Genomic DNA, 15,856 nt, shown 5'->3' with positions numbered 1-15,856 from the left:
TGTCGTCTTGTGATCCTATCTATGATCTCACGGATCTGACGACAAAATGCTGTTATGTCGGGTAATTTCTAAATAGTGATTCTTTCCCATTTCCGGGCCTGCCAGACCATAACAAAAGCCAGTGAGCTGATAAGTCTCTGCAAAGCCTGTACCAGCCAGATTGCAGTCAGTCCCAGGCCCAGCACAGGTCCAACCAGCCAGCACAGTGGTAACAGGATTAACCACTGTCCGGCAGCTCTTATACCTAGCACCGTGCGATTTGCACCGGCACCCAGAAGGGCCTGTGTGAATACCAGAGAGGCCGCATCAAGGAAGATACTCAAACCGGTCAGCTGAAGCGGAATTGTTCCCATCTCCACAAGCGACTCCTGATGCAGGAAGAGACTCAGCAGGAACTTGGGAGCAAAAAGTAAGGGGATGCTCAGTAGTAGCAGTATACTGGCTGCGACCATGACAATATCCCAGCCCCAGCGCCAGGCTTTATCGGGTTTACCGGCTCCCAGGCTCTGGCTCACCAGGGTATTAGCAGCCATACCCATGCCCATACCCGGCAAAATCAACAACAGGGAAATATTCATCAGAACATGGGCTACAGCCAGTTCACTGGTTCCCATCTGGGCAATGATGGCAAATAGCATCATAAAACCAAGAGAGAACAGCATTTGTTGCAGAGAATCCGGAACAGCCAGTCGTATCAGTCGAAGGGTCTGCCCAAAGTCACGATTCATTAAAAACCTGAAGTCCATAAAACCTTGTTCTTTGGCGATCCCCAGAAGGCTGAACAAATTCAGCATGGTAGCGAGGTACATTGCGAGGAAAGTGCCAAGTGCTGCCCCGGCAACTCCCATTGCTGGTAATGGACCTATGCCATAGATAAGACCGAAACTCACCAGCGCATTGAAGAGGTGAGAGATGACCAGAATACGCAGAAAACCTGAAGGCCTCCCCGTGCCATTCCAGTAACCTCTGAAAGAGAGGCAAAGAGCGGCAGCAGCCAGGGACATGACACGAATCCGAAAATAGGTAACGGCAGTATCCTGCACCAGTGCACCCTGGTTAAAAATGTGCAATATCCATGGGGCTAACAGCATCAGCATAAGACTGACGGGCAGAGCAAAGAACAGGGCGATGATGATGCCATGGTTGACGGGCGTCGCACACAGACGGCCATGGTCAGCCCCCAATCGACGGGCTACTTGCGCCTGTACGCCGGCAGAGAGCCCTGCCACAAGGGAGAGACCGACAAAGTTTGCATAACTGGCGGCACCCACTGCCGCCAGCGCTTCTTTTCCCAAGGGACCCACCAGGGCAGCATCGACAAGATTCAGAAGGCTTTGAGACAGCATCGCCATGATGATGGGGGTGCCCAGTTTCAATATGGTAGTAACGCGCTGTTTCAAGTAAACCTCAGACTGTGTTATTCAAGATTTGGGCGTAACCAGCGTTCGGCTTCTTCCAGACTTATGCCCTTTCGCTCAGCGTAAGAAGCAAGCTGGTCTCTGGCGATCTTACCCAGACCAAAGTATTTGGATTCAGGGTGAGAGAAGTACCAACCACTGACACTGGCTGCGGGCATCATGGCAAAGTGCTCTGTCAGGTTGACTCCGGCATTTTTCTCGCCATTGAGCAGCTTAAACAGTGTTGCTTTTTCGGTGTGGTCCGGGCACGCCGGGTAGCCGGGGGCAGGGCGGATACCGGTGTACTTTTCCTTAATCAGTTCTTCATTACTTAAGACTTCATCCGGAGCATAACACCAGAATTCCTTGCGCACTTTTTCGTGCATATATTCGGCAAACGCTTCAGCCAGCCGGTCAGCAAGCGCCTTCACCATGATGCTGTTGTAGTCATCGCCCTTGTCTTCGTAGGTGTTGGCCAGTTCATCCGCACCAATGCCCGCCGTGGTGATAAAACCGCCGACATAGTCTTCCAGTCCAGAGCTTTTTGGTGCAACAAAGTCTGACAGGCAGTAGTTTGGCTTATCATCCGGTCTTGGGTTCTGCTGGCGAAGATGATGAAGCATGGCTTTGACTTCGGAGCGATCCTCGTCGGTATAAACCTCAAGGTCATCGTTGTTTACCTGGGATGCGGGCCAGAAGCCAATAGCCGCGCGAGCACCAATTTTCTTGTTCTCAACAAGATCTTTCAACATGGCCCTAGCATCATTGTAAAGGGTGGTGGCCGCTTCACCGACAATGTCATCTTTCAGGATATTCGGATATTTGCCCGCCAGATCCCAGGTGATGAAAAAAGGTGTCCAGTCGATGTAATCCACCAGTTTTTCCAGCGGGTAATCTTCAAACACTTTCACACCTGTGAAGGTTGGGGCGGGTGGTTGATAGTTGTTCCAGCCGGCATCAAAGCGATTATCAACAGCCTCCTCATAAGTCAGTAATTGTCGCTTATTACTGCGTTTCTCATGGCGTACTCGAATTTTTTCGTACTCGGCACGCGTCTCCTCGATCAGTCCCGGTTTCAGTTCTTTACTCATCAATCGTGTCGCAATACCAACACTACGGGAGGCATCGGTCACATAAAGTGCCAGATCATTTTGAAACTGTGGCTCTATTTTCACAGCCGTATGAGCTCTGGAAGTGGTTGCACCGCCGATTAACAGGGGCAGCTGCATGTTCTGGCGTTGCATCTCACTGGCGACATGCACCATTTCGTCCAGAGACGGTGTGATCAAACCGCTGAGACCAATGATGTCCACGTTTTCTTCCCTGGCTACCTGCAGGATTTTTTCGCAGGGTACCATAACACCCAGGTCGATCACCTCGAAGTTATTACAGGCCAGCACAACGCCGACAATATTTTTGCCAATGTCGTGTACATCGCCTTTAACGGTTGCCATCAGTATCTTGCCGTTGGATTGAACGTCGCCGTCTTTCTCTTCTTCAATAAAGGGAATCAGGTGGGCAACAGCCTGTTTCATCACCCGGGCACTTTTGACGACCTGGGGGAGAAACATTTTACCGGCGCCAAACAGATCGCCGACCACGTTCATACCCTCCATTAATGGACCTTCGATGACGTGAATGGGTCGGTCTGCCTGCTGACGGGCTTCTTCGGTATCCTCAACAATGTAGGTGGTTATCCCTTTCACCAGAGCATGTTCAAGGCGTTTGCCGACGTCTTGCTCACGCCAGGAAAGATCTTCTACTTTTTTCTGGCCGGTGCTGCCACCGCGATAGTCATCAGCAATGGTCAACAATGCTTCAGTGGCTTCGTTAGTGCGGTTGAGAATGACATCTTCAACCCGTTCACGCAGCTCTTTGGGGATTTCCTCGTAAATTTCCAGCTGTCCGGCATTGACAATACCCATAGTCAGGCCATCTTTGATGGCGTGATACAGGAAGACCGCATGAATGGCTTCCCTGACCGGGTTATTACCGCGGAATGAAAAGGAAACGTTACTGACGCCGCCAGAAATCATGGCATGGGGCAAGTTTTGCCTGATGTAGCGAGTTGCATTGATGAAGTCCACCGCATAATTATTGTGGTCATCAATACCGGTCGCGACAGCAAAGATATTCGGGTCAAAAATAATGTCCTGGGGCGGGAAGCCCACTTCATTAACCAGGATGTCGTAAGAACGCTTACAGATTTCTATTTTGCGGGCTTCGGTGTCAGCCTGACCGGTCTCGTCAAAAGCCATCACCACAACGGCAGCACCGTAATTACGGCACAGCCTTGCCTGATGGAGGAAAGCCTCTTCACCTTCTTTCAGGCTGATAGAATTAACAATCCCCTTGCCCTGGATGCATTGCAGGCCGGCTTCGATGACATCCCATTTAGATGAGTCCACCATGACCGGTACTTTGGAGATATCCGGCTCAGAGGCCACCAGATTCAGGAAAGTAGTGATCGCCTTTTTGGCATCCAGCATCCCTTCATCCATGTTGATGTCGATGACCTGGGCACCGTTTTCAACCTGTTGGCGAGCTACATCCAGAGCTGTGTCGTAATCTTCTTCAATAATCAGGCGTTTGAAGCGGGCTGAGCCGGTTACATTACAGCGTTCCCCCACATTGACGAACAGCGAGTCCGCAAAAATATTGAAGGGTTCAAGACCACTGAGACGACAGGCGACAGGAATTTCAGGAATCTGACGTCTTTCGATAGACGTCATTCTATCTGCAATTGCCTTGATATGAGCCGGAGTACTGCCGCAACAACCACCAATAATGTTCACCAGGCCGGATTCGGCAAACTCGGCAACAATGTCTGCCATTTCATCCGGAGTTTGATCGTACTCGCCAAACGCATTAGGCAAGCCCGCATTTGGGTGTGCGCTGATAAAAGTGTTGGCAATATTGGACAGTTCTTCCAGATACGGACGCAGCTCACTGGCACCCAGGGCACAGTTCAGGCCTACAGAGACAGGATTGGCATGTTGCACAGAGTTCCAGAAAGCTTCCGTGGTTTGTCCTGAAAGGGTGCGGCCGGAAGCATCGGTAATGGTGCCTGAAATCATGATGGGCAGTTCATAACCCAGCTCGTCAAACAGTTCTTTTACGGCAAAGATAGCGGCTTTGGCATTCAGGGTGTCGAAGATGGTTTCGATCAGAATAATATCGGAACCCCCCTCAATCAGGGCAAGGGCTGCTTCTTTGTAGGCAATAGCCAATGCTTCAAAGCTGGTGTTGCGATAGCCCGGATTGTTGACGTCAGGCGAAATGGAAGCGGTTCTGTTGGTTGGGCCTAGCACCCCTGCTACGAAACGGGGCTTATCAGGGTTCTGGGCGGTGGCTGCATCAGCCACTTCCCTGGCTATACGGGCTGACTCCCGGTTAATCTCTGGAACCAGATGTTCCATCTCGTAGTCAGCCATGGCAATGGTTGTCGCGTTAAAGGTATTGGTTTCGAGAATGTCAGCACCGGCATCCAGATAGGACTGGTAAATCTCCTTGATGATCTCAGGGCGTGTCAGGGAGAGGAGGTCATTATTGCCTTTGAGGTCACAGCCGTGACCCGCAAACCGTTCGCCACGGTAATCTTCTTCATCCAGTTTGTAGCCTTGAATCATGGTGCCCATGGCACCGTCAAGGATCAGAATCCGTTTTTCCAGTTGCTCTTTAAGAAGGTCTTTAAGAAGGTTTGCGTTTAGAAAGTGTGCTCTTTCTTGACTGTTAGGCATGGGTACAGATTCCGGACCAGTTCTCTCAATTGCCATGAAACGGGCCGTCAAGGTTTCAGTTTAACGGCTCACGGTTGCTTGTAGGTATTGTCAGGAGAGCGATGTTATCAGAAATGCGCCTCAGAGTGTTTATGCTTAAGCTCAAATAGTGTCATGGTTTTTTTTTGAAGGCAAAATCCCGCAACCAGGGCAGCAGCCACCGTGACACTGGCAAGTGTCAGTGTTCCCATCTCTGGCAACAGTCCCACCAGACCCGTAACCATTGTCGCCAGCAGCATTTCTATGAAGAAGATCAGGCCAGCGGCGGTGCCTACATTTTTACTGATGTGTTCAGTGGCTCTGGCCTGACATAGCGGCATAAAGAGACCCAGGCCCAGTTCAAATACCATGATACCGACCATGTAACCCAGAATAGAACTGCCATGGCTCCACCAGGCAGTGACAAAGGAAATGCCTGCACCTGTAGCCAGGGTGATCCAGGCAACCCGGGTGCTTTTCTTACGTCCTAATCGGTCATTTAATTTGGGACCAAATGATGCACTGAAGAGGTAGCTTGCGATGGCCAGGGCAAAAAGGAATCCATAAAATTTTGGCGCCAGACCTAACTGGCTGATCATGACAAAAGGACCTGCGGCGACAAAAACAAAAGCGCCGGAGAAGGCGGTGCCGGCAGCAATAGTGAATCGGAGATAGCGCCAGTCAGTCAACACTTCTTTGTAACCTGAAAGGATTGGATGACCAGAACTCTTGGAGACTTGATGTTTCTCCGGGATAAGTAGCAGGCTCATTATGGCGATAACGGCCATTGTCCCCATGGCCAGGAAGTTGTATTGCCAGCCTGCGTATTCTTGAATAAATCCACCGGCAATGGGAGCCAGCATTGGGGCTACGGTCAAACAGGCACTAATGTAGGACAGCATTCGTACTTCCATTTCGTCCCGGTAGTAATCTTTGGCCAGGATTCGGGCGACGGCAGTACCAAAGCAACCGAACAGGGCCTGAGCAAAGCGTGCGGCTATAAAAAGGTAAATGTTATCCGTCAGCAGGGTGGCAGCAGTGGCAAGCAGATAAAGGGTATAACCCAGGAACAACGTTTTTTTACGGCCCAGACGATCAGCCAGTGGACCAACTATCAGCATGGACAGTGAAAAACCCAGCATAAAAATACCGACACTCCACTGAGTCGTTGCACTGTTACTGCCGAAGTATTCTGTAATAGCCGGTAGTGAAGGTGAAAATATATCGATAGAGACGGGGCCAACAATGGCGAACAGTGTTAGTATCATCAAGATAGCAGTGGGATGTCTTTCTGTATTTAATGCGCTCATGGCTGCGACTCATTCTACTGAAATTTATGCTCTAAGGGGTGAGTCCGACAGGCTCTCAGGAGTCAATTGGACATTTGTTTTCAGGAAAGATTTGCCTGCAACCTGAAAAAAGAGCGCGAAGGGTACAGGCTTTTAAAAAGGGTAACAATCGTACGATTTCACATCAGATCTGAGGCTGGCGAAGCTCAGGAGAGATAACTACTGCGGCGAGATGTAACCTTCCGAAGTTTAAGCACAAATCCTTAAATACCTGAGTGGCTTACTGGGGATTTCAACGCAGCGCCGAATGGCATAGAATGTCGGCAGAATGATGAGAGGGTTCTTGAGTTGAATATTACATTCACGGAAGCAGCACAGAAGTACCTGGCCACCCTGCTTGAGAAGCAAAATGTAGAGGGTATGGGTGTGCGCCTGTTCGTTACCCAACCTGGCACTCCTTATGCTGAAACCTGCCTTGCTTACTGTAAGCCGGGTGAGGAGAAGGAAGGAGATCTGATTCTCGAACTGGAATACTTCAATTGCCACGTTGAAGGAAAAAGTGAGCAGTACCTGGAAGACGCTTTTGTTGATTTCTCAGAAGATAAGCTGGGTGGCCAGCTGACCATCAAGGCGCCGAACGCCAAGTTGCCGCAAGTCAGTGAAGACAGCCCGCTGGACGAGAAAATCAATTACTTCCTACAGACCGAAATCAATCCGGGTCTGGCATCCCACGGAGGTGTGGTTTCTTTGGTTGAAATCGATGAAGGTATTGCCATCCTGCAGTTTGGTGGTGGTTGCCAGGGCTGCAGTGCAGTGGATTTAACGTTGAAAGATGGCGTGGAAAAAACCCTGATTGAGAGAATTCCTGAACTCAAAGGCGTCAGGGATGTGACAGATCACAGCATTACTGAGAACGCGTACTTCAAGTAAGGCTGCCTCCCTGAAAAAGCCGGTTTATGGGCTAATGTCACTCGTTTAAAGAAGAGTTACATTAGCCCACAAACCGGCTTTTTTTGTGCGCCGGATACGGTGCAAAGAGCTAACCCAGAATTATTATGTATGGATTATATCCAATCATATTACCTGTTTGAGCAATGCTTTACGCCGGAGCCAATCAGTAGAATGGTTAATCAGGATGAGCTTGCCATAAGCGGTACTTTGATTGATGGCTATCTTTGATTAGGATGTCGTTATGAGAAAACTGGATTTCTGTGGATTGCATTAAATGAAGTCGAATCTTATTACTCAGGCTGGCAAAGATAAGCTTGAAGAAGAGCTGCATTACCTCTGGCGGGATAAGAGGCCTAAGGTGACTCAGGCGGTTTCTGAGGCAGCGGCATTAGGCGATCGAAGCGAAAATGCTGAGTACAAGGAAGGCAAGAGATTGCTGAGAGAAATTGATCGAAGAATTCGTTTTCTTACCAAACGGCTCGATATTGTCAAAGTGGTGAATTATTCACCTGAACAGGAAGGCAAAGCTTTTTTCGGTGCTTGGGTAGAGCTTGAGAATGAAGAAGGAGAGGTTCTTCATTGCCGGATCGTGGGGTCTGATGAAATTGATGTTAAGCAGGGGCATATCACCATTGATTCTCCGATGGCCAGGGCGGTAATCGGCAAGCAGGTCGATGATGAAGTGATGGTCAGGACGCCTGAGGGAAATAAAATCTGGTTTATCAACAAGATACAATATAAACCGTTCAATTGATTTTAATGGCTGTTTTAAGCATCTGGTTCCGTATTTTTACCTAATGTTGTTTTCTGGCGTATGGTATTCGTCCATATTCGTGTAAAGTGATGCGCCTTTTTTCTTCAGCGGTGTTTCTGGCTTTTCCAGTAAATAAGGAATCTGTGAAGCGTTATAAGCAAGCCATACTGTCAAATTTCTTCGTTGCTCATATCATCAAACCCTGTGGTTCCCAGTATATACATCTGGTTGAAGCCAATCTTGATATTGAGTCTCGTGCGGATCGGACACTGTGTACGGAAGTACTACACGGTGCGTATCGTTATGAAGTATTGACCAATCAGTTACTACCGGGAATTTGCCCTATTTGCTCCGCCATTTTGGACAGAAGAATCAGTAATATGCCGAAAAGTCGGAAGGTTTCTTCCAGTTTTCCTGATGAAATCTGTGCAGAAGTGCCGGAATCGCAAATGGATCTGTTGTCCGATCTCAATGAGGTGAGTGATACCAAGGTTGAAGAGGTGGGAAAAGGGTATCAATTCGATTTATTTTAAAGCGTTCTGACACAGCCATGAGGCGACCGTGTCAGACTGACCGCCGATTATTCTGAAACTCTTGCCGGAAGCACGGTTTTCAGCTTCTCCTTCATATCGCGCAGGGTTTTCTCCGTAGTTTCCCAGTCAATACAGGCATCGGTGATCGATACACCGTATTTCAGGTCTTCCAGGTTTGCGGGTACTTTCTGGGCGCCCCAGCCAATATTGCTCTCAATCATCAGGCCCACAATAGACTGGTTGCCTTCAATAATCTGATTGGTCACGTTTTCCATGACCAGAGGTTGAAGTGCCGGGTCCTTATTGGAATTGGCGTGTGAACAATCCACCATAACGTTTGGCTTGATGCCAGCACTCTCAAGTTCCTGCTCACACAAGGTTATGCTAACAGAGTCGTAGTTGGGCTTGCCGTTACCACCACGCAGAACGATATGGCCATACTGGTTGCCTTTGGTGCGGGTAACCGCTACCTGACCGTTACCATTAATCCCAAGGAAGCGATGGGGGTTTGATACGGAGTTCAGAGCGTTGATCGCTACTTCCAGACCTCCATCTGTACCGTTTTTGAAACCCACAGCTGAAGACAGACCGCTGGCCATTTCGCGGTGAGTCTGTGATTCAGTGGTACGAGCGCCAATGGCGGACCAGGACACCAGATCCTGCAGGTACTGAGGAGAAATAGGATCCAGGGCTTCGGTTGCCGAAGGCATACCCAGCTCAGCAACGTCCATCAGCAGTCGGCGGCCAATGTGCAGGCCTTCTTCAATTTTGAAGGAGTCATTAATGTGTGGGTCGTTGATCAGGCCTTTCCAGCCAATGGTGGTACGAGGCTTTTCAAAGTAAACGCGCATGACCAGGTAGAGAGTATCGCTTAGCTCATCTGCCAGTTTCTTCAGACGCTTGGCATAATCCATGGCAGCTTCAACATCATGGATAGAGCAGGGGCCTACCACAACAAACAGACGATGATCTTTGCCATCGAGAATATTGCGGATAACTTGGCGGCCTTCAGAAATGGTACGTTCAGCAGATTCGCTCAGGGGGATTTCCCTTTTCAGCTGCTCTGGAGTGACCAGTAAGTCCTGAGATTCAATGTTCAGGTTTTCAATTGGTAATGCGGCCATTGATTGCGTTCTCAACTTTAATTATTACTCCCTTTCGGGTTTGCGCCGTAGATGACTGGCCCGGGTATAGATAAGAGGGGGTTGCAGAGATCAGCGACGGCTGTTCACTCTAATCAAGAGCTGTGATTGCTGCAACCCCGTGAATCATAATTTTGCTGAATGTCAGGTTGGTGCCAAAGTAAGCATAAAGCCGAGGCAGGTAGTAAGTATCGGACTATAATGTTTGCCTCCGACGCAATCAAATGTAGAGCGATGTGTCCATAAATATGGTCTAAAGTTATAACTGGCTCAGGCGATGTTTGAATTCATGATTAAACCTGCATGATTCACTGGTAACTGTAGCGACCGACTTGTATTCTTAGAAGTAATTAAACGATATCCAATTATGCCGCTAAGAACTAAGAGTGCTCATATTTCTCACATCATGGGTAGACGTTAGCTCGATCGGAGGCCATCAATGAAGCTGCAACAACTGCGCTATATCTGGGAGGTCGCTCACCATGATCTCAATGTATCCGCCACAGCGCAGAGTCTATATACCTCGCAACCTGGTATCAGCAAACAGATTCGCCTGCTGGAAGATGAACTGGGTGTAGAGGTGTTTGCCCGCAGCGGTAAACATCTGACTCGAATCACTCCGGCTGGCGAAAAGATTATAGAAACTGCGGGTGAAATTCTCAGGAAAGTCGAAAGCATCAAGCAGGTAGCGCAAGAGTTCAGTGATGAGCGAAAAGGTTCCCTGTCTATTGCTACAACTCATACCCAGGCACGCTATGCACTGCCTGACATCATCAATAAATTTATTACCCAGTATCCTGATGTATCTCTGCACATGCATCAGGGGGCTCCTATCCAGATTGCCGAAATGGCTGCCGATGGCCTGGTCGATTTTGCCATTGCAACAGAAGCACTTGAACTCTTTAACGACTTGGTGATGATGCCCTGTTATCGTTGGAATCGCTGTGTGCTCGTTCCCAAAGATCATCCACTGGCACAAATATCTGAGCTGACACTGCAGGATGTTGCCCGATATCCGTTGGTCACTTATGTCTTTGGCTTTACGGGTCGTTCCAAGCTGGACGAAGCCTTTATGAACGAAGGTTTATCACCCAGGGTTGTCTTCACTGCAACCGATGCTGATGTCATCAAAACTTATGTAAGATTGAAGCTGGGCGTCGGGATTGTTGCAAAGATGGCTTATGATCCAGAGCTGGATTCTGATCTGGTTCCCCTCAATGCAGATCACCTGTTTGAACCCAGTGTCACTAAGATCGGTTTCAGAAGGGGGACTTTCCTGCGTGGATTTATGTACGACTTCATTCAGCAGTTTGCGCCGCACTTGACTAAAGAGGTTGTACAGGAAGCGATTTCAAGGCATAACAAAGTCGAAGTGGATGAGTTGTTCTCTGGTATTCAGCTTCCCGATCACTGAGTTTTTTATTCTCCGGGGCGGCGGCTGCATTATGCAGCCTGCCGGCTCAGCACTTCCTTAACTAACTTAAAGTAAGCCGTGTAAATTTTCGGCTCCTGACCTTCTTCCTCAACGACAAAAAAAGGGGCTTTGTCCACTTGGTAATAGTCGGCTAATAGTGCTCCTTCGCTTGCAGCTTCACCTTCTGTGGCAATCAGTATCTGATCAATTTGCTCAATATGGCCGGAAGTTTTCAGTCGTTCCAGAACTTCACTGCATTTTTTGCAGGGGTTACCGTCCGCCATTATTTTTTTGACCATGGTGATTTTCATCAACAGACTCCTGTGGGTGATCTGCAGAAAGTCTCCAGGGCGGTCATCAGGTTTTTTACCTTGGTTATGGATTCCTGATATTCCTGATGGCAGTCTGATTCTGCAACAATGGCACCACCGCCCCAGCAGTGAAGCTTGTGATTCTGTGCAACCAGGGTTCTGATGGTAATACTGGTGTCCATCTTGTCGTTACAACTGACATAGCCAATAGCACCGCAGTACACATTTCTGGCAACCGCTTCCAGTTCTCGAATGATTTCCATCGATCGGATTTTAGGTGCGCCAGTGATTGATCCCCCCGGGAAGGCTCCTTCCATGAGTTCAAGAATACGGTGTTCCTGAGAAAGCTCGCCAGTCACTGTACTGACCAGGTGATGAACATTGGCGTAACTTTCCAGCTCAAACAACCTGGGAACCCTGATACTTCCCGGTTTGCAGACCTTACCAAGATCATTTCTCAGCAGGTCAACAATCATCAGGTTCTCAGAGCGATCTTTCTCGCTGGTCAGCAATTCTTCAGCCTGAGCGAGATCTTCCCGGGGTGTCTTACCGCGAGGTTTTGTGCCCTTTATGGGGTGGGTTTCCACCATGCGATCGTTTACTTTAATAAATCGTTCCGGCGAGTGGCTCAGGACGGTAACGTCAGGATGAGATAGATAAGCAGAGTAAGGGGCTGGACTTACTGTTCTGAGATATTTGTAGGCCTGCCAGCAATCTCCACGGTATCGGCTGGTAAACTCCTGAGTCAGGTTAACTTCATAGGTATCACCGGCAAGTATGTAATCCTGGACTTTGTTAAAGGCAAGCTCGTATTCTGATTTGCTGATAGTGCTAGAAAATGCTTCCAGCAGCTGGAACGGTTTGGAGTCTTCTGGACTCGTCCTGTTATTAATGAGAGCAAGAATGCTTTCCCGTTCAATTTCCGGCATATCGGGGTGACTGAAAAAGACTGTTTTTTGCTGATGGTGGTCGCAAATAATGGCCCAGTGATAAAGGCCAACACTCATTAAAGGCGTTTCCACGTGTCGTGGCTGAATTTTTTCTGGCTCGGTCAGGCCGCACAGCTCATAACCCCAGAATCCCAGGGCGCCACCTGTGAAGGGCAAGTCAGGATGCTCTACCTTTGACATGGTGCTCAGTAAATCATCCAGAATCTTGAACGGGGACTGATCGCCCTTAACCTGATTTTTACCGGATAGACGATTGATGATCCTGATCTGGTGGTTGCTGTCTACAGTCACCACGGCCCAAGGGTCTGCCGTGATGATGTCATAGCGCTTATGTTGTTCTTTTTTGAAAGAGGAAGAACAGCTGTCCAGATAACATGCCCAAGGGTGTTTGGTAAAAGGCTCAAAATAGGGGCTGGAGTCACTCAGGTAGTCCAGTTCAACAATGGATAGCTCTTTCATAAACGACGTAAAAATCCCGGGTCAGATCAGACGCGCATTCTACCTTCAGAGTGTCGTTGGCGCCACGGGGTTTTCTAAAAGAAGACCTGAATGCTCGGCTTCACCAGTTTGTTGACTTCTTCAACGAGAAAATGGCGAAGCCATTTAAATGGACTTACAAAGGTCGGCCATTGCAGGTGTGATGCTGTATGGATATTAGAGCTTGGGTGCACTAGGCTCTTATGTCAGCAGAACTTGGTCAGGCAGGTGTTTGAATCATCCGTTAACAGAGTCTGGCAGTGGGCGGAAGTGCAGAGCCGGGTTTTGTTAGGACAAACTGCAGTAGATTCAGGTTCCGGCTGCGGAAAGCCCCGGCACAGGAAAGCAAATAATAGCGCCACATGCGATAGAACGTCTTGTCGTATTTATGGGCGATCTGTTCCCAGTTATTTTCAAAATTGTTACACCAGGCCATTAATGTTTTGTCATAATTGGGCCCGATATTATGGATGTCCTCAACATTGAAGAGCCCTTCCATTGATGCCGTTAATTGTGAAATAGAAGGAATAACTCCATTGGGGAAAATATATTTATGAATCCATGGGTCCGTTTTGTTTTGTGATACAGGGCTGCCAATGGTGTGCAATAAAAATATACCGTCATCTTTGAGTAACCGGTGAGCACGTTGAAAATATTCGGAGAAATTATCCGGCCCAACATGCTCAATCATGCCGATGGAAGCAATGCGGTCATATTGTCTCGTGGGCTCGTACTCTCGGTAGTCCTTCAGCATAAAGCGCACTGGCAGGGACTGGTTGTGTGATAGCTCCTGCCCTAGTTGAGCCTGTTCTTTTGAGAGGGTGAGGCCATCACACATTACGCCATAGTTCTCAGCTGCGTAGTTCATAAAACTGCCCCAGCCACACCCAATGTCCAGTACCCGCATATCAGGCATTAACCCCAGCTTTCGGCAAATCAGGTTGAGTTTAGCCGCTTGTGCTTCGTTAAGATTGGACGCTTCTTTCCAATACCCACAGGTATAGGTCATGCGATCATCCAGCATGATTTGAAATAAATCATTGCCAATATCATAGTGAAAGGGCACATCTTTACTGGATTGAGCAACACTTTGCCGATTGAACAGGTTGGCAATTTTCTTCTGGCCAATAGTAATACCCAGTAACAGCTTTGCTTTGACGCTGAGTTGGTCTTCTAACTTGTGGCGGAGCAGACGGTTAACGAGCTCATCGAGCTGCAAACAGTCCCATAGCCCTTTCATATAGGTTTCGCCAAAGCCTAATGACCCTTGTGCTAGGATCGTGTCCAGTGCTGATTCGTCGTGTAGTTGGATATCCCATGCCCGGTCACCATTGATTTGTATATCGGCGGGAGCAAGCAGGGTACTGAAGAGGTCTACGTTGTTCATATTGATCCTGGAATAAGGTGCAATGTTTGAGTAACGGTTTTAAATTGGGTCTATGGTGGATCCCACTGTCTAAAACGCATCCAGCTAGCAACGACCATCTTACTTATAGCGACGAACTTGGCATGTCGTAGCGGGCGCAGCTATACAAGTAAATGAACGACTGTGGTTACGCCTCTCCGCGCCAGGCGGCAGTCTATCAAACTCTGGTTTTCTTGCTGGATACGGTTTAGCCTTATGAGGAAAGCATCAAGCAGTGATGTGGCTGTTGAGCGTGTTAAGTTCGATATGCAGTTGATGGAGAACCCCGATACCTCGGGGGTTGAGTACCAACGAGGTGCGTCGTTTGGTACTGAGTTGAGACAGTACTTACTCTATAGGGATAGGCACAAATGTTCTTACTGTAAGGAAGTGAGTAACGACCCAATACTCAACATCGAACATTCCATATCTAGAGCTCTGGGAGGCTCAAATAAAAAGAACAAGCTGGATGCAGCAAGAGTCAGAAATGTGACCAACATCCTGAAAGGAAAGAAGGTAAATTGTCTGAAAGATGCTACTGCTGTCAATGCCACAAGAAACGAAAGCGCTAGACCCATTTCAACATCAAAATCACACTAGAAGTACGGGGTATTCAGTTGAGGAAAACGATGAAATGAGTGACAAAAACAACGCCCTCCACCGACTGATAGCTAAAGAAGGCATTGTGACTGCACCTGGCGTATACGACGGTCTCTCTGCCCGCCTGGGTGAAGAAGCAGGTTTTTCTGCCTTATACGGAAGTGGTGGTGCAATGGCCCGAAGCACAGGGGTCCCCGATATTGGTCTGCTGACGTTGACCGAAGTCGTTGATCGTGTTCGTCAAATCTGTGAAGCCACTTCACTGCCTGTGATTGCCGATGCGGATACCGGCTTCGGTAACGAAGTGAATGTTAAGCGAACCGTAGAGCTATTCAGAAACGCCGGTGTATGTGGCTTTCACCTGGAAGATCAAGAATTTCCAAAGCGGTGCGGACATCTTGATGGCAAGTCCCTGATCACCACTGAGGAAATGTGTAAGAAAGTGTCCGTTGCGGCAAAATACGCAGACCATGTCACGGTCATAGCACGAACGGATGCCATTGCGGTAACCGGTTTTGACGATGCCATCGAACGGGCCGAGGCGTACGTTGAAGCGGGAGCGGACATGTTGTTCGTTGAAGCGCCCCAGACCATCAAGCAGATCGAAGAGATCGCCAGACAGGCACCGGGACCGAAAATGATCAATATGTTTTACGGGGGCAAAACACCCGTGGTACCCACAGAAGATCTCAAAGCCATGGGTTATCAGCTTATCATCGTTCCTTCTGATCTTCAGCGAGCGGCAATGACCGCCATGCGGGAAGTGCTTGAAGTCATCAAGCGTGACGGCAACAGCGGTGCCCTTGCCGATGGCATGATGACGTTTCAGGAGCGTGAGCGACTGGTTAAGACCCAAGAGTTTCTGAACCCTTAAT

Annotated in this window: 13 protein-coding genes; 6 read left to right on the top strand and 7 right to left on the bottom strand. The window is 48.7% G+C overall.

Annotation, left to right across the window (positions count from 1 at the left end):
• Positions 1–68: 68 nt before the first annotated feature.
• The 3 genes from K7B67_RS09235 to K7B67_RS09225 all read right to left on the bottom strand — a co-directional run bounded on the left by K7B67_RS09235 (position 69) and on the right by K7B67_RS09225 (position 6,465).
• On the bottom strand, positions 69–1,400 hold the full coding sequence (locus tag K7B67_RS09235; protein ID WP_252180058.1) for an MATE family efflux transporter: 1,332 nt from the start codon (positions 1,398–1,400) through the stop codon (positions 69–71).
• Between the two features lie 17 nt (positions 1,401–1,417).
• Entirely contained in the window at positions 1,418–5,137 is a 3,720-nt protein-coding gene (metH, locus tag K7B67_RS09230) for a methionine synthase (RefSeq protein ID WP_252180057.1), read from the bottom strand.
• 107 nt (positions 5,138–5,244) lie between these two features.
• The gene (locus K7B67_RS09225) at positions 5,245–6,465 is read right to left on the bottom strand and encodes a multidrug effflux MFS transporter (RefSeq protein WP_252180056.1); all 1,221 of its coding nucleotides are present in this window, start codon (positions 6,463–6,465) and stop codon (positions 5,245–5,247) included.
• Positions 6,466–6,792: 327 nt separating this feature from the next.
• Here K7B67_RS09225 and nfuA point away from each other — a divergent pair, with 327 nt between their 5' ends.
• From nfuA to K7B67_RS09210, 3 genes are all read left to right on the top strand, one after another.
• Positions 6,793–7,374 carry a Fe-S biogenesis protein NfuA gene (gene nfuA, locus K7B67_RS09220; protein WP_252180055.1) on the top strand — a complete coding sequence of 194 codons (582 nt, stop codon included), beginning with the start codon at positions 6,793–6,795 and terminating at the stop codon, positions 7,372–7,374.
• Positions 7,375–7,669: 295 nt separating this feature from the next.
• Complete coding sequence (greB, locus tag K7B67_RS09215; RefSeq protein ID WP_252180054.1) at positions 7,670–8,149, top strand: transcription elongation factor GreB; 480 nt, start codon at positions 7,670–7,672, stop codon at positions 8,147–8,149.
• 143 nt (positions 8,150–8,292) lie between these two features.
• Positions 8,293–8,682, top strand: coding sequence for a hypothetical protein (locus K7B67_RS09210; protein WP_252180053.1), 390 nt, complete (start codon positions 8,293–8,295; stop codon positions 8,680–8,682).
• A 47-nt stretch (positions 8,683–8,729) separates the two neighbouring features.
• Here K7B67_RS09210 and K7B67_RS09205 read toward each other — a convergent pair whose 3' ends face one another.
• The gene (locus K7B67_RS09205) at positions 8,730–9,806 is read right to left on the bottom strand and encodes a 3-deoxy-7-phosphoheptulonate synthase (protein ID WP_252180052.1); all 1,077 of its coding nucleotides are present in this window, start codon (positions 9,804–9,806) and stop codon (positions 8,730–8,732) included.
• Between the two features lie 457 nt (positions 9,807–10,263).
• Here K7B67_RS09205 and cysB point away from each other — a divergent pair, with 457 nt between their 5' ends.
• The gene (gene cysB, locus K7B67_RS09200) at positions 10,264–11,238 is read left to right on the top strand and encodes an HTH-type transcriptional regulator CysB (protein WP_252180051.1); all 975 of its coding nucleotides are present in this window, start codon (positions 10,264–10,266) and stop codon (positions 11,236–11,238) included.
• Positions 11,239–11,267: 29 nt separating this feature from the next.
• Here the strand turns inward: cysB and K7B67_RS09195 are convergent, their stop codons facing one another.
• The 3 genes from K7B67_RS09195 to cfa all read right to left on the bottom strand — a co-directional run bounded on the left by K7B67_RS09195 (position 11,268) and on the right by cfa (position 14,363).
• Positions 11,268–11,549: a hypothetical protein gene (locus K7B67_RS09195; protein ID WP_252180050.1), complete on the bottom strand. Its 282-nt coding sequence runs from the start codon at positions 11,547–11,549 to the stop codon at positions 11,268–11,270.
• Positions 11,549–12,958 carry an aminodeoxychorismate synthase component I gene (gene pabB, locus K7B67_RS09190; protein WP_252180049.1) on the bottom strand — a complete coding sequence of 470 codons (1,410 nt, stop codon included), beginning with the start codon at positions 12,956–12,958 and terminating at the stop codon, positions 11,549–11,551. The genes K7B67_RS09195 and pabB overlap by 1 nt, the downstream gene beginning before the upstream one ends.
• A gap of 262 nt (positions 12,959–13,220) precedes the next feature.
• Positions 13,221–14,363 (bottom strand): cyclopropane fatty acyl phospholipid synthase, encoded by a 1,143-nt coding sequence (gene cfa, locus K7B67_RS09185; protein WP_252180048.1) that lies wholly within the window; start codon positions 14,361–14,363, stop codon positions 13,221–13,223.
• A gap of 234 nt (positions 14,364–14,597) precedes the next feature.
• Between cfa and K7B67_RS09180 the strand changes: the two genes are divergently transcribed.
• Together K7B67_RS09180 and K7B67_RS09175 are read left to right on the top strand one after the other, a co-directional pair.
• Complete coding sequence (locus K7B67_RS09180; protein WP_252180047.1) at positions 14,598–14,981, top strand: RRXRR domain-containing protein; 384 nt, start codon at positions 14,598–14,600, stop codon at positions 14,979–14,981.
• A 34-nt stretch (positions 14,982–15,015) separates the two neighbouring features.
• A complete protein-coding gene (locus K7B67_RS09175) occupies positions 15,016–15,855 on the top strand; it encodes an oxaloacetate decarboxylase (RefSeq protein ID WP_252180046.1) in 840 nt (279 codons plus the stop codon).
• The last annotated feature ends 1 nt before the right edge of the window (position 15,856 follow it).

It is taken from the genome of Endozoicomonas sp. 4G (assembly GCF_023822025.1).
Taxonomy (GTDB): Bacteria; Pseudomonadota; Gammaproteobacteria; order Pseudomonadales; family Endozoicomonadaceae; genus Endozoicomonas_A.
Note: the sequence above shows the minus strand (reverse complement) of the source record. Positions and strands in the feature narration are given on the sequence as shown.

Bases quoted from the DNA above. Each gene is read 5' to 3' on its own strand.
- metH (WP_252180057.1), bottom strand. From the start codon at position 5,137: ATGCCTAACAGTCAAGAAAGAGCACACTTTCTAAACGCAAACCTTCTT.
- K7B67_RS09225 (WP_252180056.1), bottom strand. From the start codon at position 6,465: ATGAGCGCATTAAATACAGAAAGACATCCCACTGCTATCTTGATGATA.
- greB (WP_252180054.1), top strand. From the start codon at position 7,670: ATGAAGTCGAATCTTATTACTCAGGCTGGCAAAGATAAGCTTGAAGAA.
- K7B67_RS09205 (WP_252180052.1), bottom strand. From the start codon at position 9,806: ATGGCCGCATTACCAATTGAAAACCTGAACATTGAATCTCAGGACTTA.
- cysB (WP_252180051.1), top strand. From the start codon at position 10,264: ATGAAGCTGCAACAACTGCGCTATATCTGGGAGGTCGCTCACCATGAT.
- K7B67_RS09195 (WP_252180050.1), bottom strand. From the start codon at position 11,549: ATGAAAATCACCATGGTCAAAAAAATAATGGCGGACGGTAACCCCTGC.
- pabB (WP_252180049.1), bottom strand. From the start codon at position 12,958: ATGAAAGAGCTATCCATTGTTGAACTGGACTACCTGAGTGACTCCAGC.
- cfa (WP_252180048.1), bottom strand. From the start codon at position 14,363: ATGAACAACGTAGACCTCTTCAGTACCCTGCTTGCTCCCGCCGATATA.
- K7B67_RS09180 (WP_252180047.1), top strand. From the start codon at position 14,598: ATGAGGAAAGCATCAAGCAGTGATGTGGCTGTTGAGCGTGTTAAGTTC.
- K7B67_RS09175 (WP_252180046.1), top strand. From the start codon at position 15,016: ATGAGTGACAAAAACAACGCCCTCCACCGACTGATAGCTAAAGAAGGC.